Raw genomic sequence first — 25,500 nt, 5'->3', positions numbered from 1 at the left:
AAAAGTTTTTGATTGGTTAATTCATTTGTAATTCCTTAATCAATTGTTCGTGGTTGCCCAGGGCTATGACCTGAACATTGCTTTCCACGCTGTGGATGGTTTCCTGCGGGTGATTCACAATTTTATATACAGGCTTAAAGCCGGTAAGCAGCACATTAATGTTTTTTGAGAGCGCCTTTACGTTGGTAAATTCTCTGATGATTTCCAGCACGTCATAATCAATGTAGGCCGTTTTACTGGCGTCGATGATCACAGTAGTATTAGCGGGCAGGTGATCCAGGGTGAGCAGGATACTGGCCTTGTTTAAGAAAGAAACCTCCTGGGCCAGTTCCAATCGTATGCCCTGGCCTTCCCTGTAACGGCTTTTGGAGAAGTAGTAACTGCTTTTAATATTACCACGCAGCAACGAAAGCACACTTACAGCCATGCCCACGCTAATGCCAATAAGGAGGTCGGTGGCTACGATAGTGACCACCGTAACCAGGAATGGCACCCATTGATACTTGCCGTTCAGGAACATTTCCTTGAATACGGCCGGTTTGCAAAGCTTAAATCCGGTAACCAACAACACCGCTGCCAGAGTAGCCAAGGGTATTTTGTTAAGAAAAACAGGGATAAAAGCTGCGCATACCAGCAGTAGCGCCCCATGTATGATGGAGGCCATACGGGTACGGGCGCCGGCGTCTATATTGGCAGAAGAGCGCACAATCACCGATGTTACGGGCAGGCCGCCCAGCATACCACTCACAATGTTGCCAATGCCCTGGGCCTTCAGCTCCTGGTTGGGGGAGGAGTAGCGTTTCTGTTTGTCCAGTTTGTCAGCGGCTTCCAGGTTAAGCAACGTTTCTATGGAGGCAATTATCGCGATAGTAACACCAGTTACCCACACCTCCTTATTACCCAGTGCACTAAAGCGGGGAAAGGTAAACTGGCCGATGAAATCCTGAACACTGGAGGGTACTGGGAGGCTTACCAGGTGCTTGGGCGAGAGCGCAAAAGAACCACCTATGCGACTAAACATTAATTGTAAACCTATACCCGCGATCACCGCGGCAAGTGCAGCTGGTATGACCTTAAGGCCTGGAATCTTTTTCCAATATAAAATAATGAGCAGTGAAATCACCGTGATAATAGTGGCCCCGATATGCACATATTTTAGAGTAGAAATCATATTTACAAACATATTGCTGGTATCGTCGTCTTCGAATGCCGAGTCTGCGGCGGCTGGGCGGAAATAGCCGAAAGCATTGGGTAATTGCTTCAGGATAATAATAATACCGATGGCAGCCAGCATACCCTTGATAACGTTTGATGGAAAATAATTGGCGATGGTACCGGCTTTTACAAAGCCAAGGAGTAGCTGGATGCAACCGCCAATTACCACGGAGGCCAGCAATATATCGAATGCCCCTAACGAGCCAATGGCAGTAAGCAGGATAGCTGTAAGCCCTGCTGCCGGGCCACTTACGCTCACATGAGAGCCGGAAAGCGCACCCACTACGAGGCCGCCGGCCATCCCGGCAATAAGCCCGGAGAACAAGGGAGCTCCCGAAGCCAGGGCAATGCCTAGGCAAAGGGGTACAGCAATAAGAAACACCACCAGGCCAGCGGCTGCATCTTCTTTGATATAGGCAAATAATTTAGTGCGTTGCATTATGTCACATTTTTGCATGCACAGCCATGCGCATTCACCACCCGCTTTCGCACCCGCGCGAAAGCATACGTGGAAAATCCTTGCTGGCAGAGCATACCAACTGTTGAAATGATAAAAAGGGAAATGAGATTTGTGTATAGGAAATTATATCCATACACGCGGCAGAGTGCCGGAAGAGGGAGAATACTTAGCAGTTAGGCGGAGGGGTACTTACTTCCATGGAGTGATTAGGAGGAAGCTGCTCGTGATAATGAGAAAATAATTCCTGGATAAAAATCTCAATAGCCAGGTAATTCACATGACCGTGGACGGGATGAAATTTTATTTCTTTGAAAGCTTTGCCACTTTCCCCGTCTTCATGTACATGTTCTTCTACGATCTGATTATTAAACAGCATTTTACCCAGCGCCCGGATAGGGAGGAACTGTGTGCACATGATGGCCAGAAGTAATATGCTGAGAATTCTTTTCACAATAATAAAAATGCTACAAAAATGAGGATGTTACAAAAATAGGGACTGCAATCGGTAATTGTACCCCGCAGCAAAAAAATAAATGTTAAATAGTTGTACAAACTTCTTCAACCATTTATCCCTGTATTTTGCCGGCTATAATTATATGTACTGTGCATTGCAAGGTACCATTTACGGCATATTTCCGCTACCATGGCTATTTTGATTTTTATTATGCTATTGTTTTAAGCAAGTTATTTTGTCTTAAAAGGTATTGTGCATTGCACAGTACTATAATTTTATGTATCTTTGAATTGTCAAAAGAGAAAATGACTAGTAGAATATATAAAGCAATTAAAGCTCACTTGCCATGAATATCGATAATACACAATCACAGATGCGGAAGGGGGTGCTGGAATTTTGCATTCTCTCCGTCATCAAGCAAGGCGAGGCTTACCCTTCAGACATTATTGAGAAAATGAAAGAGGCGAAGCTCGGTATCCTGGAGGGCACATTGTACCCCTTGCTCACCAGGCTTAAAAATGCGGAATTGCTTACCTATCGTTGGGTAGAAAGCAGCTCGGGCCCCCCGCGTAAGTATTTTTCCATGACCGAAAAGGGTCTGGGGGTTTACACAGAGCTGGAGGCCACCTGGAATGAATTGGCCAATGCTGTACATGCTCTTACTAATAACGAACGCTAATCCTCCTACCACCTAAAAGTGACATTTTTTATGAAAAAGATTATCAACATCAACCTTTCCGCAAGACTTATCCCGATAGAGGATAGTGCTTACGAGATACTTCGCCAGTACCTCGAGAGTTTGCGCAGGCATTTTTCAAAGGAAGAAGGGGCAGAAGAGATACAGAGTGATATAGAAAGCCGCATTGCAGAACTGTTTCACGATAAACTTAAAAACGGCGCCCATTGCATTACCGATGAGGATGTGCAGACCGTGATTACCTCCATAGGCCGCCCCGAACAGTTTGAAGGTAGTGATGAAAGCAGTGGGCAAACTCCGCCGGCCGACGATCTGTATAGCCGCCGTCCGCGTAAACGCTTGTACCGCGATCCAGACACCAAGGTGCTGGGGGGCGTGTGCGGAGGCCTGGGTAACTATTTTAGTGTAGACCCCGTGATCTTCCGTATTATTTTTGCCTTACTGGCCATTGGTGGGTTTGGTACGGGCGTGCTGGTGTATTTTATCCTTTGGGTAGCTACGCCGGAAGCCAATACTGCCGCAGAAAAGTTGGAAATGCGGGGAGAACGCGTAGATCTCAATAACATTAAAACCACTATCCAGGAAGAAATCAGCCAGATCAAAGGCAATGTGGGTAAAGTGGGGGACGATATCAAAAATTTTACGTACGGTCGCGGAAGACAGGTAGGAAATGGCATAGAACGCTTTTTTCATAGCCTGGTGGATATATTAGGTAAAACATTAATATTGGTCACGAAAGGCATCTTCTTTTTCCTGGCTGTTGTGATCTTGTTCTGCCTGATCATTGCTGCTGTGGCCATCGCAGCATCCTCCGCGGCCATCTTTCCTTTTAAAGAAGTAATGCTGGAACCCGGCCTGCAAACGGCCCTCATCTGGCCGGTTTTTGCCCTGCTGCTGGGTATTCCCATTGTAGCGCTGGTGATATTTATTGTAAGAAAAATCACGGGCATTAAACAGAGCAACCGCTTTGTAGGTGCCAGCTTAGGCATTCTTTGGCTAATAGGGGTGGTATGCACCATTTGCCTGGCCGTATCGATTGTGAAAGATTTCCGTGCTTTTGACCGGGAAAAGGAAAATATTACCCTGAAAATGCCGAGCCAAGGTAAACTAATTGTAAAACAGCAAGGCTGGCAGGACGACGAGAACATGCATTTTATGATGGGCGACCTGATCGTGGACGAAGACACGGTGGTACTGCAGGATGCCGTGGAGGTGCGTACCGAAAGCAGCCGCACCGGCAATTTTGAAGTGGAGGTACAACGCAGCTCCCGTGGCCATAATTTGAGCGAAGCACGCCGGCTGGCACAGGAAATAGCGGTGAATTTACGCCAGGAAGATTCCATCCTGTACATTCCCCGCAACATCTCCATCCCAAAAGGATCGCACTTCCGGGTGCAGGATGTGAAGGTGATCATATATGTACCGGAGGGTAAATCTGTGGACCTGCAAGATACCAATAACCACTACCATCATATTCGTATTAACGACGAAAATGATAACGATGACAACGACGACGATACGGATGTGAATATTGATAGCGATGGTAATGGTGGGGTGAAAATTGAAACCCATCACCATGGCAACTCGGACTCGCTGCACGAAAATTTCCGCTACCATAGCAAACCGGCAGCGCCGAAAGAAGAAATAGACAGCGATACTGATAAACAACGTACACCGGTAGACAATAGCAAAGGCACAAGCTCCACCCCGCAAATAAAAGTTACCTCTGTAATGTTGTACGGACTTTATAACTTATTCAGACCTTAGTAATTATTATTATAACACGAATGGCACATGACCACGGTTTTTACCGTGGTTTTTGCATGCTGGGCATAGCCGAAAGGGGCAACGACCAGGCTGGCCTTTTATGCCGGCACACAACCGGGTGGAGGTTGTAGGTGCATTTGTGCAAAAAGCAAAACCCGCCCATCCATTTTTTCCCGATACGATCATTCCCCCCTGCTTTTTAATTCATAGCTTTGCATGTTCGTTGAAAAGCCGTGGCCGTAAGCCGCGAGTCTCGGTTTTCAAGCATAGGATTAATTACGCGGAAAGGATGGAAGCTCCCATAAATATTGCGCTGGTAGGCAACCCCAACAGCGGTAAAAGTTCACTTTTTAATGCCCTCACCGGTTTAAATCAGAAGGTCAGCAACTTTCCGGGCGTAACGGTGGACAAAAAAACCGGTTCCAGCCGCATCACTTCCAACCTGGTGGCCAATATAATTGACCTGCCAGGTACTTACAGCCTCTATCCTAAAAGCGCTGATGAGTACGTGACTTACGAAGTACTCATTAACCCCTCCCATGAAGAAGTACCCGATCTGATAATCATTGTGGCCGATGCGGCCAATCTGAAACGCAACCTGCTTTTCTGCTCCCAGATTATGGACTTGAAAATACCCGTAATTATTGCCCTCACGATGATGGATATTGCCCGTAAAAAGGGCATTGAAATAGACCTGGAAGGCCTGGAATCCAAGCTGGGCGTGCCCCTGGTGGCCATTAACCCCCGCAAGAACAAAGGCCTGGGTGAATTAAAAAAGACGATAGAGCAGGTAATGCGTGATAAACAAGGGGTATCTGTGCACGATTTTATCGATAACCATGGCCTGGCGCCGCAAATGATCCGGGACATTAAACAATATTTCCCTGCTAAGAGCGACTACGCCGCCCTGCACATTGCGGTGAATGTGGAAGAGCTGCCTTTCCTGAATGGTGGCCAGCGCCTGGCCATCAAGAACAAGCTCGTAGAATCTAAGTTCAACAAGACGAAGATGCAGGCAGAGGAGATTATGCTCCGTTATGCCCGCATTAAAACGGTAATGAAGACCACCGTAGTAGAGGCCGACCCACTGGAAAAACAACTGCGTTCCGAAAAAATAGATAACCTGCTGTTGCACCGGGTATGGGGTTATTTGATCTTGCTACTGGTGCTGTTTCTGCTGTTTCAGAGTATATTTTGGCTGGCTTCTTACCCGATGGATGGCATTGAGGGGGCCTTTAGTGCCCTGAGTGGCTTTCTATCTGCTACGCTGCCCGATAATAATTTTACAGATCTCCTGGTAAATGGGGTATTGGCCGGTATTAGCGGCATTGCCGTGTTTGTGCCGCAGATTATGATACTCTTTGGCCTGATCACCATCCTGGAAGATACGGGGTACATGTCCCGTATCAGTTTTCTGACAGACCGCCTTATGCGCCAGGTGGGCCTGAATGGCAAGTCGGTTATGCCACTGATCAGTGGGGTGGCCTGTGCTGTACCGGCCATCATGGCCGCCCGCAGCATTGAAAACCGTAAGGAACGCCTGATTACGATTATGGTGACCCCGCTTATGAGCTGCTCGGCGCGTCTGCCCATTTATACTATTGTGATTGCCCTGGTAGTACCGGATCATAAGGTGTTGGGCTTTTTGAGCTTGCAGGGCCTGGTGATGATGGGGTTGTATCTTATGGGCTTTTTTATGGCCATCGTGCTGGCTGCAGTTATGCGCTTGCTGATACGCATGAAGGAAAAAAGCTACTTTATCATGGAACTGCCCGTATACCGCGCGCCACGCTGGAAAAACGTAGGCGTAACCATGATACAGAAAGCCCGGATATTTGTGACGGATGCCGGTAAGGTGATCATGGTCATTTCCGTGATCCTTTGGTTCCTGGCCTCTTACGGTCCGTCGAAGGCGATGAAGGAAGCCAAAACCAGGCATGAACAATTAGTGCAGGCCCACCCAGAAGATACAACAGACCTGGACCGCGTGTACCAGTCGGACAAGCTGGCCCATTCTTACGCCGGTGTATTGGGCCATGTCATAGAACCCGCCATTAAACCCCTGGGTTTCGACTGGAAGATCGGTATTGCTTTGATCACTTCCTTTGCCGCCCGTGAAGTATTTGTAGGCACCATGGCCACCCTGTACAGTGTAGGAGAAAATCCGGATGATAACGACGCCACCCTGCGAGAAAAAATGATGGCGGCCCGCCGGGAAGACGGCACGCCGGTGTACACCCTGGCCACGGGCTTGTCGCTGATGATCTTTTATGCTTTTGCCATGCAATGTATGAGCACCATGGCAGTGGTGAAACGGGAAACCCGCTCCTGGAAGTACCCTGTAATACAATTGTTTTACATGACGGGACTGGCGTATGTATGCAGTTTTGTTGTGTACCAGTTATTCAAATAAAATACCGCTAAACCAGCATTTTTAAAAAAGCTACATTGCAGGATACCTAAACACATTTCCATGCGCAAACTTTTTTTAGGCGGACTGCTGCTGATGGCAGCACAGATGGCGCAGGCCCAGTACAGCGTTGATTCATCCCGCCTCATGGACGATATCCGCACCCTCTCTTCGGACAAGTTTGAAGGGCGTAGAATAGGCACAAAAGGCAACCGGATGGCCCAGTTTTACCTGCTGGATCGTTTTAAAGAAATAGGCTTAAAACCTTTTAATGGCAAGTACGAACGTATGTTCTTGCACCAGGCCGGCACGGAGCGCATTAGCGGTACAAACATTTATGGTTACATTGCAGGGAAGTCTGACTCCACGATCATCATCACCGCTCATTATGATCACTTGGGTATCCGCAAGACAAAAGAGGGTAGCAAGGGTGAAGACAGCATTTATAACGGAGCAGATGATAACGCGTCTGGAGTAGGGGGGTTATTGGCCATTGCCAGATACTACAGCCTGCATACCCCGGCACATACCCTGGTGTTTGCCGCACTGGACGGGGAGGAAGAAGGCCTGCTCGGGGCCAAAGCATTTTTTGAACAGCCGCCCCTTCCGGTGAAACAACTTCAGCTGAATGTGAACATGGATATGATAAGCCGTAACGATCAGCAGGAGCTGTATGCCAGCGGCCTTTATTATAACCCGGCCTTAAAATCTTTTGTAGACGCAGCATCCGCACAAAGCCGCATACACCTGAAAACAGGCCACGACCAGCCCAACCAAGGGGGCAACGACTGGACAGGGCAAAGCGATCAATACGAGTTTAAGCAACACAATATACCCTTCCTGTATTTTGGCGTGGAAGATCATCCGGACTATCATAAAGTGTCTGATGAGTTTTTACACATCCAGCCGTCTTTTTATTTCCAGGCGGTGAATACTATTCTTTCTTTTGTAGATGCGGCAGATAAAGCGTTGCCGTTGAAACCAAAGGATAGACGGGTGATGTAGTTATATTTTATTTAAAAAAAATCCCGCTTCATTCAGGTGAAGCGGGATTTTCTTTTAAAGGTAAAGTACTCATTTGTGCAAACCCTGGTGGGGCAGTTTTAATACCATGCCTTTGAATGCGCGTAGCGAAAAATCTTGGTTTACACTAGGACGCAGGTAGGGATTAAAATCGTGGCCACGAAGCCTGCTGCCTAATTGGGCGTCTGTAATGCCCAGTATGTTTAAGGCTTGGTGAAGGTACACTTCCTGTGTATCTCCAAAATCTTCGCGGGCGTCTTCATAGGTTTCAGTTCCTCCATCAGGAGAAAGACCATAATAATAATCGCCTACGTTCTGTGAATTTTTAATGGAAAAAGAGATGGCATACATGTCTTTGCCGCCAATGGTAATACCAATAAATCCTACTGGTTTGCCATAAGTATAAGTACCCACCTGGTGCCAGGCTGGCAATACTGGTTTCAGGTTATTGATCAGCAATTCACTGGCAGAAGCTGTTTGCCCTGTGGCGATGAAAACAACATTATTGGGGCTTAGCGTCCCTGCTTTAGCCCATTTGGCAATGTTATTTTCCACCAGATAATCATATTCATCTGTGAGTTTATACTGCCCATTTTCAATGCGCATTACTTTGGTGTAGGCATTGTATTGTTTATTTATGAGGGCACTGTTAAAGTACTCCGTATACATTAATTTGGTGTTGGTGCCCACGGAAGCAGGTGCCAACAGATTGGCCAGGTATTCGGAAGTTTCAACAGCGCCACCGCCATTGTAGCGGATATCTGCAATCACATCGGTCACGCCTGCGCTGGCAAAAGCCCCGAAAAGGCTGTCTAGCCTTGACTTTACGATGTCTAGCGATAGGAAGGAATTAAAAACAAAATAGCCGATTTTATGTCCGTTAAAATTAAAGATATTGGAATACAGCAGCGGATTTATGTCGTACGTTGTAGTAGTAAGATTTACGGTAACGGAACTATTATCTGGTTTCAGGAAAGTGAAAGCGGTTTGGCTGCTGTAATAAAAGGCATCCACCAAACGATCATAGTTAGTACCGTGGCCAGTAGTTTCATTTAGGTCATAATATAAGCTGGTATCCCCATTTACCGCGGTGAGTTTCCAGCCACGCTTCACGCCAGCCAGGCCGGCGGGCGATCCGGGATATACATAAGTGCTACGGATATCATCATAGTTATAGAAACCGATATTAAACCCAAAATCGCCGGCGCGGCCTTGATCCAATGCTTCAGATACGGAGCCATCATCCAGAAAACTATAATGGTCTTTTGCTTTGGTGGGATCAAGCGAATCCCGCTTGTAGCTCATCAGCGCGTCGAGTTCTGGTTCCAGCGAATCTATGCTGTGGGGTTTAAAAGTATTGTAATCGGGAATGGCATCTGTCCACAAGTACTCGTCTTTAAAAATATAATACAGGGTATCTTTTGTCCGGTCGGCCAGTGATAGGGTGGTATTGGTGGGGGTACTACTGCCTTTATCTTTTTTATGACAGGCTGTTAGCAATGCCAGGGCAGCGAACAGCAGGGGCTTTCCAATTTTTATATTATACATCGGTTTAGAATTTTGGCCATTTATAGTAAAAAATAAATATACGAAAAATTGGGTAGCGATGAAACCCGCAATAACAGAGGTAGTGCAGCTATTTACTGCGGGCTGTCAAGCGCTGGAACCGGCAGTCCCTGCGCCGCCAGTTGCAGCCATTGGGGTACCTGCATTGCCCAGGCGTGTTGCCTTATGCAGCCCACCGAAAAATGGACAGCCCCAGTGGCATAAAAGCAAGGGAAAATGATGAATGAACTATCACTTGATCCAAGGATAAGCCGCCTGCAACTGGGCGCAGCCGGCCCAGTTACCGTGGCCGATGGAAAAGCTCCCGTGCTTAAGAAGTTTTTCACCAGGAAAAAGGGGAGCCCGTTGTCATCTCGTGGATCAATCTATAGGTAATTACAGTTTTAGCCTGGTACGTCATTTCCTGTTTGATCATTCGCTACAGAAATATTGCTGCATACAACCTGTCCGCATTGCGTCAGCAGGGATACCTATCTGCGTTCGCCCTTTGGCGCCACCTTGTGCAGGGTCACCCATTTTTGCAAAAGAAGTGGGCAGTTGTTCGAACAGTTTAAGCCATTGGAGTAAGATTTTTCCTACTTTCACGGCTCAAATTAGCAGGGCATGAAGATAGGCTTGTACTTTGGCTCTTTCAATCCGATTCACAACGGGCATTTAATCATTGCGAATTTTATCGCTTACAATACAGACCTGGATATGGTATGGCTGGTGGTATCACCGCAAAATCCGTTGAAATCTGCCGGTACCTTATTGAATGAGCATCACCGGTACCATCTTGTGGAATTGGCTGTGCAAGGTGCGCCCCGCCTTCGGGCCAGTAATATTGAATTTTCCTTACCCCGCCCTTCCTTTACCATCGATACGCTGACATATTTAGCGGAGAAGTTCCCCACCCACGAGTTTTCTGTTATCATGGGTAGTGACAGCCTCGAAAACCTGCCCCGATGGAAAAATTATGAACAGCTCATCCGGCAGTACCCGATGTACATTTACATGCGCCCAGGCCACCCCGCCAGCGAACTGGCTGGGGCCAGCATTACCGTATTGGAAGCTCCCTTGCTGGATATTTCTGCCACGGCTATACGTCGCTGGATAAAAGAAGGCAAACCGGTTCGATATCTCATCCCGGATAACGTGGCGGCCTACATAGAGGAGAATAATTATTACCGGTAAAAATGGAACAGCCACCGCCAGGATGACGGAGGCTGCATTTATTTCTTGGCAAAGCCCAGGAATTCTTATTGAATGTACTATGCAGGGTGCTGTAAATTTTCCTTTGTATGTTGGGAGAATTCGTTGGCATATATTTTCAGCAATAACAAAAACATAGAAATCAGCAGCGGCCCAAAAACAATACCGATAAATCCGAATATATTAAGCCCTATGAGTACTCCGAAAATTGTAATCAGCGGATGTACATCACCAATACGTTTGGCCAGCATGAAGCGGAACACATTGTCTACCGTACCCACAATAAGGAAGCCGTATAACAACAATCCCAATCCGTACCAGGTACCCCCCGTGGCCAGCACATACAGCCCAAGCGGCACATAAACGGCTGCCGCTCCAATCACTGGTAATAGCGAAGCAAAGGCTGTGACCACGCCCCAAAAAACAGGTTGATGAACACCTAGCAACCAATAGCCGAGTCCAGCCACCGTACCCTGTAAAATGGCAATGAGGGGAATTACCACCGCATTGGCGATCACCATGGTATGTACTTCTTTACCCATGCGCACTACATTTTCTTCTTTTAACGGGATGTTTTTGTGCAAAGACGTTTCCATGGCCCGGGCTGAAGTTAGCATGAAGTATAAAATAAAATACATGATCACAATGCTCGTGATGGAGCTAAAGGTGGCTCCCAGCAAATTGGGGACAACGATCGCCAGCTTACTTTGCATTTGCTGCATCCGTTCGGGCGACAAAGGATCAAACCCAACGCTTTGTTGTATACGGCCATTGAGTTGTTTAATGCTGCCAGCCAGATCGGCATAATGCTCGATGGCAAAAGAGGCTTTGGAGGCCAGCATATTAAACAACAGCCCAAAAGGCAACAAAATGATGACGAAAGACAACACCATCACCAGTGCTGCTCCGGCGGGTGCTGGCCATCGTCGTTTTTCCACCAGGTAGAACATCACTCTTCTACATAATACATAAAACGTTACAGCGCCCAGGAATCCGGGGATAAAAGGGGACAGTTCAAGAAACAAGAGCGTTCCCAGTAACAGAATAAGGATGATGAAACCCACCTGCTTAAGATGTTGGTTTTGAATAATTCCCATTGGCTAAATGATTATAATTAAAAAGCTAACAAATTACAGGCCCAACAAGTTCACACTTTATAGTTCTTTTATATTTAAAATGAATTTATGGAATGGTGTTTGCGTTTTACCCAACGTCATTACATTCCTCAACTTAAAAAAGAAAATACCATGAACAACAGTTCCAAAGCCGTAGTATCTTTCATTGTAGGAGCTGCCGTGGGTGTAGCCGTAGGTTATTTCCTGAACTCCGATAAGAAAGACGAACTGGTAGATAAGCTTAAATACCAGGCAGATAAGCTGAAAGACAAGCTGAAAAAAAGAAAAGCGGAGTATGAAAATGCCATTGAAAACGAATTGGCCTAAATTCACCCACCTGCAATAAAAAAATTTGCATGGAAGACAACTTCAGTAATTATTTTCAGGAGACGGGTAAAACACTCAAGGAATATCTCCAGACTAGGGTAGATCTTATTCGGCTCCAGGCAGCAGGGAAGCTGTCCAGGACCATCGGGATATTATTTTCGATGATGCTGGCTTTTCTGCTGTTTTTTTTCGTGATTGTTTTTTTAGGCATGGTGCTAGGTTTTTTTATTGGGGAGAAAACAGGTAGTTTCACCATTGGTTTTTCTTGCTCCGCCGGTGCCTTTCTGGTGCTAATGCTGATCATGTACCTGGTGCGCAAGCAGGTACAAAGGGGTGTTGCCAACCTGGTTATCGGTGAAATATTGCGGGAAGAAAAGATGGATGATCTCATTGAAAAATCTCAGGATGATCCCGAAGCCGAGGCAGAACCAGCCGTTACAGAGCATCATTAAAACATACCTCTCAATGATAAAATCATACCCATGCAGAAAGTGACCCCCATGGACGCGCTGGAACAAGAAATCATTCGCCTGAAAAAGCATTCCAGGGTGCTGGAGCAGGAACTGGGTGAAAGGGCTACACATTTTAAATCGAATTTCAAAGGCATGGCCGTAAACTCGATTGTACCCAGCAATGTGCGTAAGAGCGGAGCGATGGGCATTGTAGGCCGGGTGGCCAGGTTGGCTTGGGAAAGCGGCAAGATAAAAAGCTTTGCTACCACTGCATTAATGAGCGCCTTGGAATATGTAGGTGTACGTGCAGGGGTAAACCTTTACCAGAAATTCACAAACCGCAAAAAAGACAAATAATAAGACTATTAATCTATAAAAATAAAGGGGCCATCCTTTCAAGATGGCCCCTAAAAAATTAGGTTTAACAGCTAAAAATACCTGCCTGCAGATGTAGACCTGCAGGCATTTTTTAATCTTCCCACACCTTCGTTCCTTCACTGCAATTGGCGCAAATATCAATATTCTTGCGGCTCACCATCAACTGGGTGCGGAACTTCACATATTCATCATTATGCCATAATGTGCGAAAATCTTCTTTCTTCAGATCGCCCAGGCGATGTTGTGCATCTTTATCGAAACAGCAGGGTACCACCAGCCCATCCCAAGTAACTACCGGTGAGTGCCAGAGCCGCCAGCAATGATTGCCCATGCCATTTTTGATGGCAAAGGTGCCGTCTTCTTTTTGTTTATAACGGGAGTATTTATCGATGGTAGGGATAAGGCGGTTGCCTTCTTCAAAATCGTATACCTGTGCAGTTTTAAAACGCACCTGGTCTACCCCAATCTCTTTGGCCAGTTTTTTAATGTCTTCAATCTGGTGTTCATTAGGTTTTACTACCAGGAACTGGAAGAAGACGAAGGGTTTGGTGCTGTTCAACGCTTTTTTCCACTTCACAATGTTTTTAGCTCCCTCGATCACCTTATTAAGATTGCCACCCACGCGGTACTGTGTGTAAACATCTTGGGTGGTGCCATCTATTGAAATAATAAGGCGATCCAGCCCACTTTCCACGGTACGTTTGGCATTGGCATCTGTCAGGTAATGCGCGTTGGTAGACGTAGCGGTGTATACTCCGCGGCAGGAAGCATGTTTTACCATGTCCAGGAAACCAGGGTTCAGGTAGGGCTCGCCCTGAAAATAAAATATCAGGTATAAAAGCTCTTTGGAAATACTGTCGATGGTACGGCGGAAAAAGTCTTGTTCCAACATGCCCGTGGGCCGGGTAAAGGCGCGCAGGCCACTGGGACATTCCGGGCAGCGCAGGTTGCAGGAAGTGGTCGGCTCAAAAGAGAGGGAGATGGGATAGCCCCACTGCACCGGCTTGCCCGTCCACTTACTGACCCAGTAACTTGACAATACTTTCCCGGCATTCCAAGCTCGGCGCAGGGTAAATTTGGAAAGTAGGTTCAGGCTGTCGTTCAGGTTAAAATCCGGCATGACGATAAGATTGTTCGTAAAAATAGGACAACTATGTCTTATAAAAACGGAAAAAGAAATTTAAGCGCTATACTTGCGGAAATAATCGGCCTTGGCCGCCATCTATCCTGCAACGTACAATGATAAAAAAAGCCTGGCGTTTTTCCATTTTCCTGGTGCTGCTATTGGCGGCAGCAGTGGGGAGTTATCTTTGGTGGCGCCATCGGAGCGGCATCAACTTCGTTCATTATGCAGAATTCGGCATCGATATGCCGGTAAATTATTCCATGCATGGGATTGATGTGAGCAAATTTCAGCAGGACATTAACTGGAATGCCGTGGGACAAATGCAGGTAGAACAGGTAAAGATTAGCTTTGCCTTTATCAAGGCTACAGAAGGCATTACCCGGCAGGATGCCGCTTTTAAGCGTAACTGGGTCAAATGCCGGGATGCCGGCGTGATCCGGGGCGCTTATCACTTTTTTTACGCCACCCGCGACCCGCTGAAGCAGGCCATCAATTTTAAGAATGTAGTAAACCTGGAATCTGGCGATCTGCCGCCGGTACTGGATATTGAAACCAGCAACAACCAGCCCGCTGCAGTAATCCGCATGACCGCACGCATCTGGCTGGAAGAAATGGAAAAGGCGTATAAGGTGAAGCCCATCATTTATACCAACATGAAGTTTTACCACAATTATCTGGGAGATGAATTTGATGATTACCCTCTCTGGGTGGCACACTATTATGTAGAAAAAAACCCGCAAACCGCCCGCTCCTGGATGTTCTGGCAGCACAATGACCGGGGAAGGGTAGACGGCATTCGTACGACGGTGGATTTTAATGTTTTTAATGGGGATAGCGCCGCCCTCTCCAAACTATTGATCCCATAAAACTTTTACATATGACCGAGGAAGAAGAAAAGCCGCAAGGTGGGATAGACATGCGCCTGGTGCGCTTTTTCTCAAAGATCATCCGTACCGTTTTTATTGGACTTTTTTGGATGATGGTGAATGTATTCATTGGTCTTTACCTGGGCTATGGTTTGCCGGATCAGGCATCGGTGGGGCAACTGGTGGGATGCTATATTTTCTTTGGGATTACGCTGGTGGCCTATTTGTATTATGTGTATCGCCTGTGGCGGGATCGTTTTAAGCAGCAGCCATGACTTGCATCCAGCTGGCCGGCGGGGTACGATGAAGGCCCGCACGGCCAAAGGAAGATGCAAAAATTTCCAGGTGATGGTTTATTATAATTTTGGAAAGCCAGCTATTTATTTAACGGAAACACTACCCAGACTGCCCAGTTCCATGGTCCAGTAGTTACCAGCGCGGGCAATGCCGATATGCTCATAGTTTGCATTCATCATATTCTGGCAATGGTGAGGGCTTCCCAGCCAGCCTACCATTACAGCCTGTTCGTCCATGTTACCCATAGCAATATTCTCTCCTGCAAATACCCAGTTATAGCCAGCGGCCACTATGCGGCTTTCCGGAGTAGACCCATCTGGCGCAGTGTGGTCGAAATAATTTTTCAAAGACATATCCTGTGCGTGCGACCAGGCCGCTTTTTCCAGTTTACCATTCCAGGAAAGGACTGGAACAGGGGGCATTTGTATGCCGCCGCAGTTACAGCCATGGGATCGCAGACCGTTTACTAATTGGAGCAGGAATACACGATTAATATGGTTGTCCGCAACCGTATCTATGATGGTGGCCACAGGCGTACTATCTGCAATGATGGTAGTTTGTTTGGGAGGCGTAGCCGCCTCTTTGGTACAACTCGTAAATAGTACGGCTGCTATACCAATACAAAAAATTAAAAAGAAATTGATCTTGCCAGACATTTTATCCCGGTTTAACATTAAAAGTGTTGTTGCGGGCTTTTAACAGGAAAAAGGCTAAAAATTGGTCAGGTCAATTTCAGAGGAGGAGGCTAAAGGAGATGGCAAAGATAAGTGCGCTATGTATAAAGTAGTACAGTGCTTTTGCAAACGTTTAGTTAACGATCTTTGGAAACTCGCTACCCTTGCACATTTCAGCTTATTATTAGTTCGGGATCAACTAGTTGTATTTATGGTTGAGCGGGTAATGGTAGGTATTATTTAATATAAAATAGCCCGGCTGTATAGGCCAGGCTATTTTATAAATGAAGTGACAACATATAAGTGATGTTCAAACGACCAAAATGAATGGAACGTATTAATACATCCTATTTTTCATGATATGAACGATTACAACAGTTTGCGGTAGGTAAAATATGCTACATAAAAACTGCGGATAATACGCTCAATTTCCTCTGCTGGTTGCCCGATTTTTTGCTGTAACCTGGTCATTAGCTCATATTCTTTTCCTTTTTCATAGACGAGATCATCGTCAGACAACTGCGCAAAGCGTTTTTTAAGTAAAGGCTTCATCTCTGTCCATCTCTTTAGTTGGAGGCTCATAGCAATTATATATTTTAAACTTGTTTAGTGAGATAAATCTATAATCGGGTCATAATTCTTATAGTCAAAACCTATGCCCGGGAGCCAAGTAGCGCTATGCCCGGCAGCGTGTAGAAATCGTTGCACAGCAACAATGTGTCTCCTCCCATCTGTAGAATTTGGGCAACGCTGTATTTAAGAGGTAGTCAGCGTGCCTGCGGTCATTGAGTTGGAATAGACTTTGTTTGGTTTTTCTTGCAGCATAGTTTGTACTGCACAAAACAGGTCACGATGGTAAAAAGTAAAGACAAGCGCACTGCACCGCAAAACCGGAACGACAACGCAGCACAAAGTACAGGCGCTTATGAACAACAACCACAGCACCGCTCTAAGGTGTTGAAAACAGATAAGGCATCCAACTTTACCAATCCGCTAAAGGAAGCACTTTCTGAAAAACCGGAAGTAGAAAATAAGGCGGTAAAAGACAATAAGGATATCCAAAAGAAATAACGGCATAGAAAATGCCTTCTTCCGCGTGGGCTGGCCTATAAAAAGGATCCGTTCATTTAAATACCTTACAATAGGTACTGTCAGCACGATGATATAAAAAGTGATAGGAAAGAAATGGTGATGACATCGTGATAGTTCCTGGCTATTTTTTAAACTTCTTTTTAATGTTGTGGTGTATAGCAGCCGTCCTAATCCTGGGACGGTTCTATTTTTTAAGCCATTTCAAAGTGATCTCACCTACTTCTTTCCCCAATTATCTGTTTAGGCTTTAGCTTTGCACCATCAACTGGAGCTAGAATGATCGGCAACAATTTTCCATACTCCATCTATTTTACGCAGCAGTAGGGTAAAATATCCCTGCAAATCGCCGATTACGCGTTTCAGGTGCCATTTGCCCACTACAAACCATGCGTCTGGGGCGGGTTGCCGCCATTCCAGCAGCGTAAAGTCCAGTTGGCCCATATTGGCGCGGGTGGGATAGCCTTTTTTATAGGCGTCCAGTGTAGTTTGCCAGCCGTGGCGAGGGCCGTTCTTGCCAATAAATAGCAGCGAGTCAGAGTGCCAGTAAAACTGCATATAACCCTCCAGATCACCCTTATTCCAGGCGGTAGATTGTTTGTCCAGCAGGGCTTGTATTTCCGCAGGCCCGGCTTGCTGGGCCAAGAGGGCCTTAGGGAGTAGCAGGTTTATCATTAATAGGATGCTGAGCAGTGAAAAACGCATGGCAATTTTTTGGCAAAAGATAAACAGTTTTTGGGATGCACCCAATAATTGAATAATGTAACTTTGCGCAACAGAAAAATTATTCAACCCTCACAAATTTGTGTATATGCCTGGATATGAACTTTTTGGCGAAGCTGAAAGAAAAGAAGTAAACGAGGTGCTGGAAACGGGCATCCTCATGCGGTATGGTTTCGATGGTTCGCGCAAAGGTATCTGGAAGGCAAAAGAACTGGAAAACGAGATCAGCAAAAAACTGAAAGTAAGATATACCCAACTTACCACCAGTGGTACATCTGCCCTTACCACGGCCATGGCGGCCCTGGGCATTGGCGCCGGCCATGAAGTGATTATGCCCACCTTTACTTTTGTGGCCAGCTTTGAATCGATATTTTCTGCCGGCGCTATACCGGTGCTGGTAGACGTGGATGACACCCTTACCCTGGACCCCAAAGCGGTGGAAGCGGCCATTACCCCTAACACCAAGGCTGTAATGCCTGTGCATATGTGTGGGGCTATGGCGGATATGGATGCCCTGAAAGCTATTTGCGAAAAACATAACCTGTTATTGCTGGAAGACGCTTGTCAATCTTTTGGTGCTTCTTATAAGGGCAAGGCCCTGGGTACCATTGGCCATGCCGGCACCTTCTCTTTTGATTTCGTGAAAACCATTACCTGCGCAGAAGGCGGAGCCGTGGTGACCAACGATGCCGATGTGTACACTAAATGCGACGGCTATACGGATCACGGGCATGACCACCTGGGGGTAGACCGTGGTGCAGATCAGCATCCTTTCCTTGGATATAATTACCGCATATCTGAACTGCATGCCGCCGTGGGCCTGGCCCAAGTGCGGCGCCTGGATGATTTCCTGGCTGTGCAGAAGGCGCATAAAAAAATATTGAAAGACGCTGTGGCAACCATTCCAGAAGTAACTTTCCGCCGCCTGCCCGATGCAGCAGGAGACAGTGCTACCTTCTTGTCTTTCTTCCTGCCAACAGAGCAGACGGCACGTAAAGCAGCAGCCGCCATTAAAGCTGCCGGCATTCCCGCTTTCTTTTGGTTCGATAATAATTGGCATTACATCCGCCAATGGCAACACTTTAAACAAAGCGCTGTACTGACACCCTTTGCCGCCGAACTGCAACAGGCCATGGAAGTGTACAAGACCAAAGAATTTCCCGCTTCCGATGCCATCATAGGCCGCTGCATTTCTACCCCCATTAATCTCGCCTGGACGGAGGAAGAAACCATTGCCCGTGCAGAAAAGTTGGTGAAAGCAATTAAGGATAGTTTATAATACAGGCGGCAGTAAGCGAATGAAATCCACTTGGCTGCCTCAGTTTATCCAATACCAGTATTGGCCGCAGGTCTAAAAAACATACATGAAAAAAGTAGCACTTATACCAGCCCGCTATGGTGCCACCCGCTTTCCGGGAAAGCTGATGGCCCAATTGGGTAACAAATCGGTGATTTTGCGCACCTATGAATCGGCGGTAAAAACTGGCGTATTCGATGAGGTGGCGGTGGTGTGCGACAGTGAAATAATTTTTGACGAAATTACCCGCAACGGTGGCAAAGCCATTATGAGCCGGCAGGAGCATGTATGCGGTACTGACCGGATAGCCGAAGCAGCAGAAAATCTGGATGCCGACATCTTTGTGAATGTGCAGGGCGATGAGCCTTTTACCCAGAAAGAGCCGTTGGAAAAATTATTACAGGTATTTGAAGGAGCCGGCGGCCAGCAAGTGCAGGTGGCCAGCCTTATGCAGGTACTGACCGACTGGAAGTCTATCGAAGACCCCAATTATGTAAAAGTGGCCGTGGATAAGCATTTCAATGCCCTGTTTTTTTCCCGCTCGGTAATTCCTTACCCCCGTGAGAAAAACATCGGCACAGTGTATTATGAGCATATCGGTATCTATGCTTTCCGTAAGCAGACCCTGCTCAATTTCCCCAAAATGCCTATGACCCCGCTGGAAGCTGCGGAGAAAATAGAATGCCTTCGTTTCCTGGAAAACGGTATTCCCATGAAAATGGCGGTAACGGAATACATGGGCGTGGAAATAGATACACCGGAAGATCTGGAGAAAGCATCCAGGTTATTGTAAGCCATATCGATATTATATTGGTAGCCAATCACTGCCTTATTTTTAAACGCAAACGAAAAGCTTTAGCGATATGAAATTCAGGAATTTTAAAATGGTGGATTACGTGATCTTTGGACGTGGCGCCTTTAACCAGTTGGGTGAAATTATAGCCCCTCACCGTAAGGGCGATGCGCCGATGATCTTTTTTATAGACTATCATTTTGAAGGCAACCCGGCGTTTGCTGCCCGAGTGCCATTGCAAGGAAAAGATAAGATCGTGTACATCGATGTGACCGATGAGCCGAAAACCAAAGTGGTGGATGCTTTGCGCGACCAGTTGGTCGCCGAATTTGGTACCGTGTCCGGCATTATTGGTGTAGGTGGCGGTTCTGTGATGGATATGGCCAAGGCAGTGTCGCTCATGATGAACAACCCCGGTTCTTCTGCCGATTATCAAGGTTGGGACCTGGTTAAATTTCCTGGTGTGTATAAAGTAGGTATTCCCACGATCAGCGGCACCGGCGCAGAAGTAAGCCGCACCTGCGTACTTACTGGACCTACCCGTAAGCTGGGCATGAACTCCGACTTTACCCCTTTCGACCAGATTGTATTGGATCCCGAATTGGTACGGGGTGTGAACAAGGATCAAATGTTCTACACCGCCATGGACTGCTACATTCATTGCATTGAATCGCTGCAGGGTACCTATCTCAACGCGTTTAGCCAATCATATGGAGAAAAGGCGCTGGTGCTTTGCCAGGAGATCTTTCTGCAGAAAGAAAAGTGGGATGACGATGCAGACGATAAACTGATGATGGCCTCTTACGCTGGTGGTATGAGCATTGCTTATTCCCAGGTAGGTGTAGCCCATGCCGTGAGTTACGGGCTGGCTTATCTGCTGGGTACTAAACACGGTATTGGCAACTGCATTGTGTTCGACAAGCTGGAAGAATTTTATCCGGAAGGGGTGAAGGAATTTAAGCAGATGGTGAAGAAACACAACATCACCATTCCGCAAGGCATTACCAAAGGCCTTTCCAATGCAGATTTTGATAAAATGATCGACGTATCCCTGGGTATGGCGCCCCTGTGGGAAAACGCCTTGGGCAAAGACTGGAAAACAATCATGACCCGCGAACGCTTGCGCAAGCTCTATGAGCAGTTGTAATGGCTGGAATATATTATCTGCCAAAGCGGTCATGAACAGCACGGCCGCTTTTTTATTTTCAATCCTCCGTATACCGCAGATACAATGCGTATGCCATTGCTATTATTACCTTCGTGATCAAACAAAGGATTATGTTACTACCTATCCTGCTGGCCGCAGCCCTGGTGCTTTTGGGTGTGTTGTACTTGCAGCAGCAATTACGTAATAAATCCCTGCAACAGCTACTGGATGCCGCTGTGGAGGAAAAGCACGACATCCAGCTGGCGCACCACCGCCTGCTTGAACGCCAGGAGATACTGCAAACCCAGTTTGCCGAAGATAAACAACAAGTCCAGCGCCAATTTGAGATCACCGCGCAGCAGCTACTGCAACGGGTTTCCGGCAATTTACTCGAACAAAATCAACTAAAACTGGTCAACGTATTACAACCGCTGTCTGAGAAAATTGAAAGCTTCCGGGGGGCTATGCAGCAATCCCTGCTGGCCGAAACCTCCCAGCGGGCGGCGCTTCGCACGGAATTACAACAACTCCTGCAACTGAACCAAACTCTTACCCGCGAGGCCAACAATCTTACCAACGCACTGAAAGCAGACACCAAAAAACAAGGGAACTGGGGTGAAATGATACTGGAACGGGTGCTGGAAGCATCCGGCCTGGAAAAAAATGTACACTACCAGGTGCAGGACAGCCGCCGCGATGAAAATGGCCGCCAGTACCGGCCCGACGTAATCCTGCAACTGCCAGAACACCGGCAATTGGTAATTGATTCTAAAGTATCGCTCAAAGCTTACGAAGGTTATTGCAGTGCACCAAGCGAGGAGGAAAAACAAACCTTTCTGCGCAGTCATTTGCAGTCGGTTAAAAATCATATCGATGAATTGAGCCACAAAAATTACAGCGTATTATATGACAACAGTACCGACTTTGTGCTGCTATTTGTGCCGATAGAGCCGGCCTACACCCTGGCGGTGATGCAGGAAGACGATCTTTATGATTATGCCTTTCGCAAACGTATTGTTATGGTGAGTGTACCCGCATTGCTGGCCACTTTGCGCATCATAAACAGTATGTGGAAACTGGAACAGCAAAACCGCAACGCCACCGAAATTGTACGGCAGGGAACGGCCTTATACGATAAGTTTGTGGGCTTTGCTGAAGATCTTCGCCTGGTAGGCACCCAAATGCACAAAAGCCAGGAAGCGTTTGATAATGCCCTGGCCAAATTGAGCACCGGCAAGGGCAACCTCATGGCCAGGGCACAGCACATGCAAAAGTTGGGACTAAATAGTAAAAAAGAATTGCCTAAAGAATTATTGGATAAAAGCGAATTAACAACTCCGGAAGATTAATGCAATGCATTGGGCTTCCAGGGCTTCCGTGGTAACTGGGGAGCGGGCTATTCCCACCTGGCCCTTATGCCTGTAATGCTTTGCTCCGTGGATGTACGGTGAACAAATACAGGGGCGCCACCATCGTTACGGCAGCGGTTACATAAAAGGTAATAGGAAAACGCCCCGGCAAATTGTGGTACAGCAATGCAGAAAAATACGCGCCTAATCCAATTGCCGCTTCCTGGGCAATGTACATGCTTGCCAGCGCCCGCCCCCGGTGCTGTGGATTGCCCAGGTCTATCGTCCATGCGGTAACCGCCGGCGATCCCATGCCCACGGATACGCCATACACCAGCGCTGCCGCAAAAAGCATCCATGGAGAAGTACTTAGTGCAATCATTACCATGGCCACTGCCATTACCAGGGCAGATATTTTAAGAATGGGAATGCGTCCAAACTTATCAGACACCTTGCCCGCCAGTAGCCGGATAGCAATAGAACTACCGGTAAAGAAACTATAAAAAGCACCTTTGTTGGAAATGCCCAGATAATCGCTCATGTCGGGAATTACGGTAAATACGGCACCATAGCTTAGGTAGATCAGGAAGGTAACAATTACTGCCGGCCACACCAGGGGCTCAAACACCTCCTGCCGGGAAATTCGCAGCAGCGACAGCCGGAAGGGCTGCCGGTTTGCCAGGGTTTCTTTCATCCCAATTAAAATCACCACCGATAGCAGGGCAAACACAGCCGACAGCCGGAACATAAATATAATACCCCATTGATTACTCACCCATCCACCGATGACTGGCCCTATGCTCATGCCAATGGTATGAAAAAGCCCGATCACCCCCATGGCCTCGCCCCGGCGGGTGGCCGGCACCAGGTCAGATACGTAGGCGGCTGTGCCAGTGGGTTTAAAGCCCGTAGAAAACCCATGAAAAAAGCGGAGTAATAAAAAGGCAAAAACGGTACTCACCGCAGGATAAAGCAGACTGCAAACTACACAGGTAAGTGAGCCAAAGATCATAACCGGCACCCGGCCAATGGTGTCGGTAAGCTTGCCGCTGAAAGGTCTGGAAAGCCCAGCCATTAAGGTGAATAAGGCAAGAATATATCCCTTATAGTCTGCCCCGCCCAGGTGGGTAAGGTAGGCCGGCAGTTCGGGGAGCATCATGTTAAAACTGGCGGAAAACAAAAGATTGCTCAGGCAAAGTAAAAAGAACTGTAAAGTATAAATCCTTTCTTCCGTTGTATTCATCCTGCAAAATTAATAATTGAATGCATATTGGGTACGCTTTATGCAGGAAGGATGAACAACAGGGGGGAATTACGTTGTTCTTCATCATGAAGTTTCATGACGGCAAACATTGTTTTAACTGCCTAACAATCCGTAACTTTATCATATCCCACTACACACTAAAAATATCCAAACAATATGCAAGTAGAGATTGGCATTACCGACAGCAACCGTCAGTCCGTAGCCACCGGGCTTAATAAAGTGCTGGCAAACGAAGTGGTGTTGTATCAAAAAACCAGGAACTACCACTGGAACATTGAAGGATCCAGTTTCCTGGAACTACACCGTTTTTATGAAGAGCAGTATAAAGAGTTGGAAGCAGCCATCGACGACGTGGCAGAACGCATCCGCTCCATTGGTCACTATGCCCAGGGCCGCCTGGCAGACTTCCTGAAGTCTACCAGCCTGCTGGAACAGGATTATAGCACCGACCGCGTAGTTCAGATGACGAACCTGCTGAACGACCATGAAACCATCATCCGCGAGCTGCGTAATTTGGTAGATGAATTTGGCGACAAATACAAAGATTCTGGCAGCGCCGACTTTGTAACAGGCCTCATGGAAAAACATGAAAAAATGGCCTGGATGCTCCGTTCCTATCTGAAATAAGGGTATCTGACCGATAAAGATTAAATTGTAAGGGCTGGCATAATAAATTGCCGGCCCTTATTTATTTTAAATGATTTTTATGGACCAGGAAAAAGACCTGCGTTTGGCAATGTTGATCGATGCCGACAACATTTCCCACACTCACATTAAAGGCATGATGGAAGAACTGGCCAAGTATGGCAATCCTACGTTTAAAAGGATATACGGCGACTGGACAAAACCCACGCTCAATGGCTGGAAAACGGTACTGCTCGATAACGCGGTAACCCCCATACAACAATATGCTTATACTGCCGGCAAGAACTCTACCGATGCCGCAATGATTATAGACGCGATGGATATTCTCTACACGGGCCGGGTAGACGGTTTTTGCCTGGTGTCCAGCGACAGCGATTTTACCCGGCTGGCCACCCGCCTGCGGGAAGCAGGCATGCGGGTGTTTGGCATGGGAGAAAAGAAAACGCCCAGTGCATTCCGGGCAGCCTGCGATAAATTTATTTACTTGGAGATACTGCATACTGATGAGAAAAAAGAAAGAAAGAAAACCGGCACCAAGCAGCCAGCCAGTAAACAGGAAAAAATAAAACCACCCATCAGTAAAAGAGACGAAGAGCTGATCAATCTGCTGACAGATAGTATCAATGATATAGCAGATGAGGATGGATGGGCCTATCTCGGGGAGCTGGGTAACCTGATCTTAAAAAAGCAACCTGATTTCGACTCCCGCAATTATGGTTATACCAAACTGGTGCAGTTAATTAAGAGCTTCGATCAATTGGAGGTGGAACTGCGGGAAACCGGTAAGAAAGTAGGTAATAATCTGGTATACGTAAGGGTAGTTCCGGGGCCTTTCTTTTTAAGTTAAGACCGGCATATGCCTACCCGTTGTGGGTGCATAAACAATATAAAAAAGCAAAAACAGGCTGCATGTTATTAGGCAGCCTGTTTTTTATATAAAATGAATTAAAGGCAGATTAGCGCTTTACATATTTCACGGTAGCGAACAGAATGCCACATGCCAGCACTACAATGAAAACACGGCTCAGGATAAAGCCGATATGATCCCAGGTATAGTAAAATTGAGTAGTAGTAACTTCTGAAACTAAGAGCGACGACAACATATTACATGATTTAAATTCTGTGTGCAAGGTATAACATTCATCGGAGAATTACAATGCAAAGGATCAATTATA

At 46.8% G+C, this 25,500-nt stretch carries 28 protein-coding genes; 18 read left to right on the top strand and 10 right to left on the bottom strand.

What is annotated here, in order from left to right; translation table 11 throughout:
* Positions 1 to 16 precede the first annotated feature (16 nt).
* Positions 17 to 1,654 carry a SulP family inorganic anion transporter gene (locus GA0116948_RS03655; protein ID WP_089709150.1) on the bottom strand — a complete coding sequence of 546 codons (1,638 nt, stop codon included), beginning with the start codon at positions 1,652 to 1,654 and terminating at the stop codon, positions 17 to 19.
* Between the two features lie 187 nt (positions 1,655 to 1,841).
* Positions 1,842 to 2,126 (bottom strand): hypothetical protein, encoded by a 285-nt coding sequence (locus GA0116948_RS03650; RefSeq protein WP_123891746.1) that lies wholly within the window; start codon positions 2,124 to 2,126, stop codon positions 1,842 to 1,844.
* Positions 2,127 to 2,475: 349 nt separating this feature from the next.
* Between GA0116948_RS03650 and GA0116948_RS03645 the strand changes: the two genes are divergently transcribed.
* The 4 genes from GA0116948_RS03645 to GA0116948_RS03630 all read left to right on the top strand — a co-directional run bounded on the left by GA0116948_RS03645 (position 2,476) and on the right by GA0116948_RS03630 (position 8,008).
* The gene (locus GA0116948_RS03645) at positions 2,476 to 2,808 is read left to right on the top strand and encodes a PadR family transcriptional regulator (RefSeq protein ID WP_089709145.1); all 333 of its coding nucleotides are present in this window, start codon (positions 2,476 to 2,478) and stop codon (positions 2,806 to 2,808) included.
* 30 nt (positions 2,809 to 2,838) lie between these two features.
* A complete protein-coding gene (locus GA0116948_RS21655) occupies positions 2,839 to 4,593 on the top strand; it encodes a PspC domain-containing protein (RefSeq protein ID WP_089709144.1) in 1,755 nt (584 codons plus the stop codon).
* A gap of 289 nt (positions 4,594 to 4,882) precedes the next feature.
* Positions 4,883 to 7,006, top strand: coding sequence for a ferrous iron transport protein B (gene feoB / locus GA0116948_RS03635; protein WP_089709141.1), 2,124 nt, complete (start codon positions 4,883 to 4,885; stop codon positions 7,004 to 7,006).
* Between the two features lie 60 nt (positions 7,007 to 7,066).
* Complete coding sequence (locus GA0116948_RS03630) at positions 7,067 to 8,008, top strand: M28 family peptidase (protein WP_205686086.1); 942 nt, start codon at positions 7,067 to 7,069, stop codon at positions 8,006 to 8,008.
* Positions 8,009 to 8,077: 69 nt separating this feature from the next.
* Here the strand turns inward: GA0116948_RS03630 and GA0116948_RS03625 are convergent, their stop codons facing one another.
* Positions 8,078 to 9,574 (bottom strand): S41 family peptidase, encoded by a 1,497-nt coding sequence (locus GA0116948_RS03625; protein WP_089709139.1) that lies wholly within the window; start codon positions 9,572 to 9,574, stop codon positions 8,078 to 8,080.
* Positions 9,575 to 10,021: 447 nt separating this feature from the next.
* Here GA0116948_RS03625 and GA0116948_RS21880 point away from each other — a divergent pair, with 447 nt between their 5' ends.
* Both GA0116948_RS21880 and nadD read left to right on the top strand, forming a co-directional pair.
* Positions 10,022 to 10,159 (top strand): PaaD-like zinc ribbon domain-containing protein, encoded by a 138-nt coding sequence (locus tag GA0116948_RS21880; protein ID WP_449384873.1) that lies wholly within the window; start codon positions 10,022 to 10,024, stop codon positions 10,157 to 10,159.
* 36 nt (positions 10,160 to 10,195) lie between these two features.
* On the top strand, positions 10,196 to 10,765 hold the full coding sequence (nadD, locus tag GA0116948_RS03615) for a nicotinate (nicotinamide) nucleotide adenylyltransferase (protein ID WP_089709135.1): 570 nt from the start codon (positions 10,196 to 10,198) through the stop codon (positions 10,763 to 10,765).
* A gap of 77 nt (positions 10,766 to 10,842) precedes the next feature.
* On the opposite strand, the gene GA0116948_RS03610 is transcribed toward nadD, so the two are convergent.
* A complete protein-coding gene (locus tag GA0116948_RS03610; RefSeq protein ID WP_089709133.1) occupies positions 10,843 to 11,880 on the bottom strand; it encodes an AI-2E family transporter in 1,038 nt (345 codons plus the stop codon).
* A gap of 87 nt (positions 11,881 to 11,967) precedes the next feature.
* On the opposite strand from GA0116948_RS03610, the gene GA0116948_RS03605 reads away from it, so the two are divergent.
* Genes GA0116948_RS03605 through GA0116948_RS03595 form a run of 3 tightly spaced genes read left to right on the top strand, consistent with a single transcriptional unit; the run spans position 11,968 to position 13,034 of the window.
* Positions 11,968 to 12,225: a YtxH domain-containing protein gene (locus tag GA0116948_RS03605; protein ID WP_089709131.1), complete on the top strand. Its 258-nt coding sequence runs from the start codon at positions 11,968 to 11,970 to the stop codon at positions 12,223 to 12,225.
* A gap of 29 nt (positions 12,226 to 12,254) precedes the next feature.
* Positions 12,255 to 12,677 carry a phage holin family protein gene (locus tag GA0116948_RS03600; protein ID WP_108675031.1) on the top strand — a complete coding sequence of 141 codons (423 nt, stop codon included), beginning with the start codon at positions 12,255 to 12,257 and terminating at the stop codon, positions 12,675 to 12,677.
* Between the two features lie 30 nt (positions 12,678 to 12,707).
* Complete coding sequence (locus GA0116948_RS03595) at positions 12,708 to 13,034, top strand: hypothetical protein (protein WP_089709127.1); 327 nt, start codon at positions 12,708 to 12,710, stop codon at positions 13,032 to 13,034.
* Positions 13,035 to 13,146: 112 nt separating this feature from the next.
* Here the strand turns inward: GA0116948_RS03595 and GA0116948_RS03590 are convergent, their stop codons facing one another.
* Positions 13,147 to 14,175, bottom strand: coding sequence for an SPASM domain-containing protein (locus GA0116948_RS03590; RefSeq protein WP_089709125.1), 1,029 nt, complete (start codon positions 14,173 to 14,175; stop codon positions 13,147 to 13,149).
* A gap of 119 nt (positions 14,176 to 14,294) precedes the next feature.
* Between GA0116948_RS03590 and GA0116948_RS03585 the strand changes: the two genes are divergently transcribed.
* Complete coding sequence (locus GA0116948_RS03585) at positions 14,295 to 15,047, top strand: glycoside hydrolase family 25 protein (RefSeq protein ID WP_089709123.1); 753 nt, start codon at positions 14,295 to 14,297, stop codon at positions 15,045 to 15,047.
* Positions 15,048 to 15,058: 11 nt separating this feature from the next.
* Positions 15,059 to 15,322 carry a hypothetical protein gene (locus tag GA0116948_RS03580; protein WP_089709122.1) on the top strand — a complete coding sequence of 88 codons (264 nt, stop codon included), beginning with the start codon at positions 15,059 to 15,061 and terminating at the stop codon, positions 15,320 to 15,322.
* Between the two features lie 105 nt (positions 15,323 to 15,427).
* Here GA0116948_RS03580 and GA0116948_RS03575 read toward each other — a convergent pair whose 3' ends face one another.
* Positions 15,428 to 16,000 (bottom strand): CAP domain-containing protein, encoded by a 573-nt coding sequence (locus GA0116948_RS03575; protein ID WP_165798395.1) that lies wholly within the window; start codon positions 15,998 to 16,000, stop codon positions 15,428 to 15,430.
* 387 nt (positions 16,001 to 16,387) lie between these two features.
* On the bottom strand, positions 16,388 to 16,600 hold the full coding sequence (locus GA0116948_RS03565) for a CsbD family protein (RefSeq protein ID WP_089709115.1): 213 nt from the start codon (positions 16,598 to 16,600) through the stop codon (positions 16,388 to 16,390).
* A gap of 270 nt (positions 16,601 to 16,870) precedes the next feature.
* Between GA0116948_RS03565 and GA0116948_RS03560 the strand changes: the two genes are divergently transcribed.
* Entirely contained in the window at positions 16,871 to 17,089 is a 219-nt protein-coding gene (locus GA0116948_RS03560; protein ID WP_089709113.1) for a hypothetical protein, read from the top strand.
* A 282-nt stretch (positions 17,090 to 17,371) separates the two neighbouring features.
* Here GA0116948_RS03560 and GA0116948_RS03555 read toward each other — a convergent pair whose 3' ends face one another.
* Complete coding sequence (locus GA0116948_RS03555; protein ID WP_089709555.1) at positions 17,372 to 17,812, bottom strand: YybH family protein; 441 nt, start codon at positions 17,810 to 17,812, stop codon at positions 17,372 to 17,374.
* 106 nt (positions 17,813 to 17,918) lie between these two features.
* On the opposite strand from GA0116948_RS03555, the gene GA0116948_RS03550 reads away from it, so the two are divergent.
* The 4 genes from GA0116948_RS03550 (at position 17,919) to GA0116948_RS03535 (ending at position 22,416) form a co-directional block, all read left to right on the top strand.
* Positions 17,919 to 19,109 carry a DegT/DnrJ/EryC1/StrS family aminotransferase gene (locus GA0116948_RS03550; RefSeq protein ID WP_089709111.1) on the top strand — a complete coding sequence of 397 codons (1,191 nt, stop codon included), beginning with the start codon at positions 17,919 to 17,921 and terminating at the stop codon, positions 19,107 to 19,109.
* Between the two features lie 85 nt (positions 19,110 to 19,194).
* Positions 19,195 to 19,920: a 3-deoxy-manno-octulosonate cytidylyltransferase gene (kdsB, locus tag GA0116948_RS03545; protein WP_089709109.1), complete on the top strand. Its 726-nt coding sequence runs from the start codon at positions 19,195 to 19,197 to the stop codon at positions 19,918 to 19,920.
* A 70-nt stretch (positions 19,921 to 19,990) separates the two neighbouring features.
* The gene (locus GA0116948_RS03540; protein ID WP_089709108.1) at positions 19,991 to 21,067 is read left to right on the top strand and encodes an iron-containing alcohol dehydrogenase family protein; all 1,077 of its coding nucleotides are present in this window, start codon (positions 19,991 to 19,993) and stop codon (positions 21,065 to 21,067) included.
* 131 nt (positions 21,068 to 21,198) lie between these two features.
* The gene (locus GA0116948_RS03535; protein ID WP_089709106.1) at positions 21,199 to 22,416 is read left to right on the top strand and encodes a DNA recombination protein RmuC; all 1,218 of its coding nucleotides are present in this window, start codon (positions 21,199 to 21,201) and stop codon (positions 22,414 to 22,416) included.
* A gap of 64 nt (positions 22,417 to 22,480) precedes the next feature.
* On the opposite strand, the gene GA0116948_RS03530 is transcribed toward GA0116948_RS03535, so the two are convergent.
* Positions 22,481 to 23,659 (bottom strand): MFS transporter, encoded by a 1,179-nt coding sequence (locus GA0116948_RS03530; protein WP_089709104.1) that lies wholly within the window; start codon positions 23,657 to 23,659, stop codon positions 22,481 to 22,483.
* A 177-nt stretch (positions 23,660 to 23,836) separates the two neighbouring features.
* Here GA0116948_RS03530 and GA0116948_RS03525 point away from each other — a divergent pair, with 177 nt between their 5' ends.
* Both GA0116948_RS03525 and GA0116948_RS03520 read left to right on the top strand, forming a co-directional pair.
* On the top strand, positions 23,837 to 24,307 hold the full coding sequence (locus tag GA0116948_RS03525; protein WP_089709102.1) for a Dps family protein: 471 nt from the start codon (positions 23,837 to 23,839) through the stop codon (positions 24,305 to 24,307).
* A gap of 79 nt (positions 24,308 to 24,386) precedes the next feature.
* Positions 24,387 to 25,172: an NYN domain-containing protein gene (locus GA0116948_RS03520; RefSeq protein ID WP_089709553.1), complete on the top strand. Its 786-nt coding sequence runs from the start codon at positions 24,387 to 24,389 to the stop codon at positions 25,170 to 25,172.
* Between the two features lie 109 nt (positions 25,173 to 25,281).
* Here GA0116948_RS03520 and GA0116948_RS21200 read toward each other — a convergent pair whose 3' ends face one another.
* Positions 25,282 to 25,428: a hypothetical protein gene (locus tag GA0116948_RS21200; protein WP_165798394.1), complete on the bottom strand. Its 147-nt coding sequence runs from the start codon at positions 25,426 to 25,428 to the stop codon at positions 25,282 to 25,284.
* Positions 25,429 to 25,500 lie beyond the last annotated feature (72 nt).

Origin of the sequence: Chitinophaga costaii (assembly GCF_900094705.1) — a bacterium.
GTDB classification, from domain to species: Bacteria; Bacteroidota; Bacteroidia; order Chitinophagales; family Chitinophagaceae; genus Chitinophaga; species Chitinophaga costaii.
This window is presented reverse-complemented; position numbering and strand designations above follow the sequence as displayed.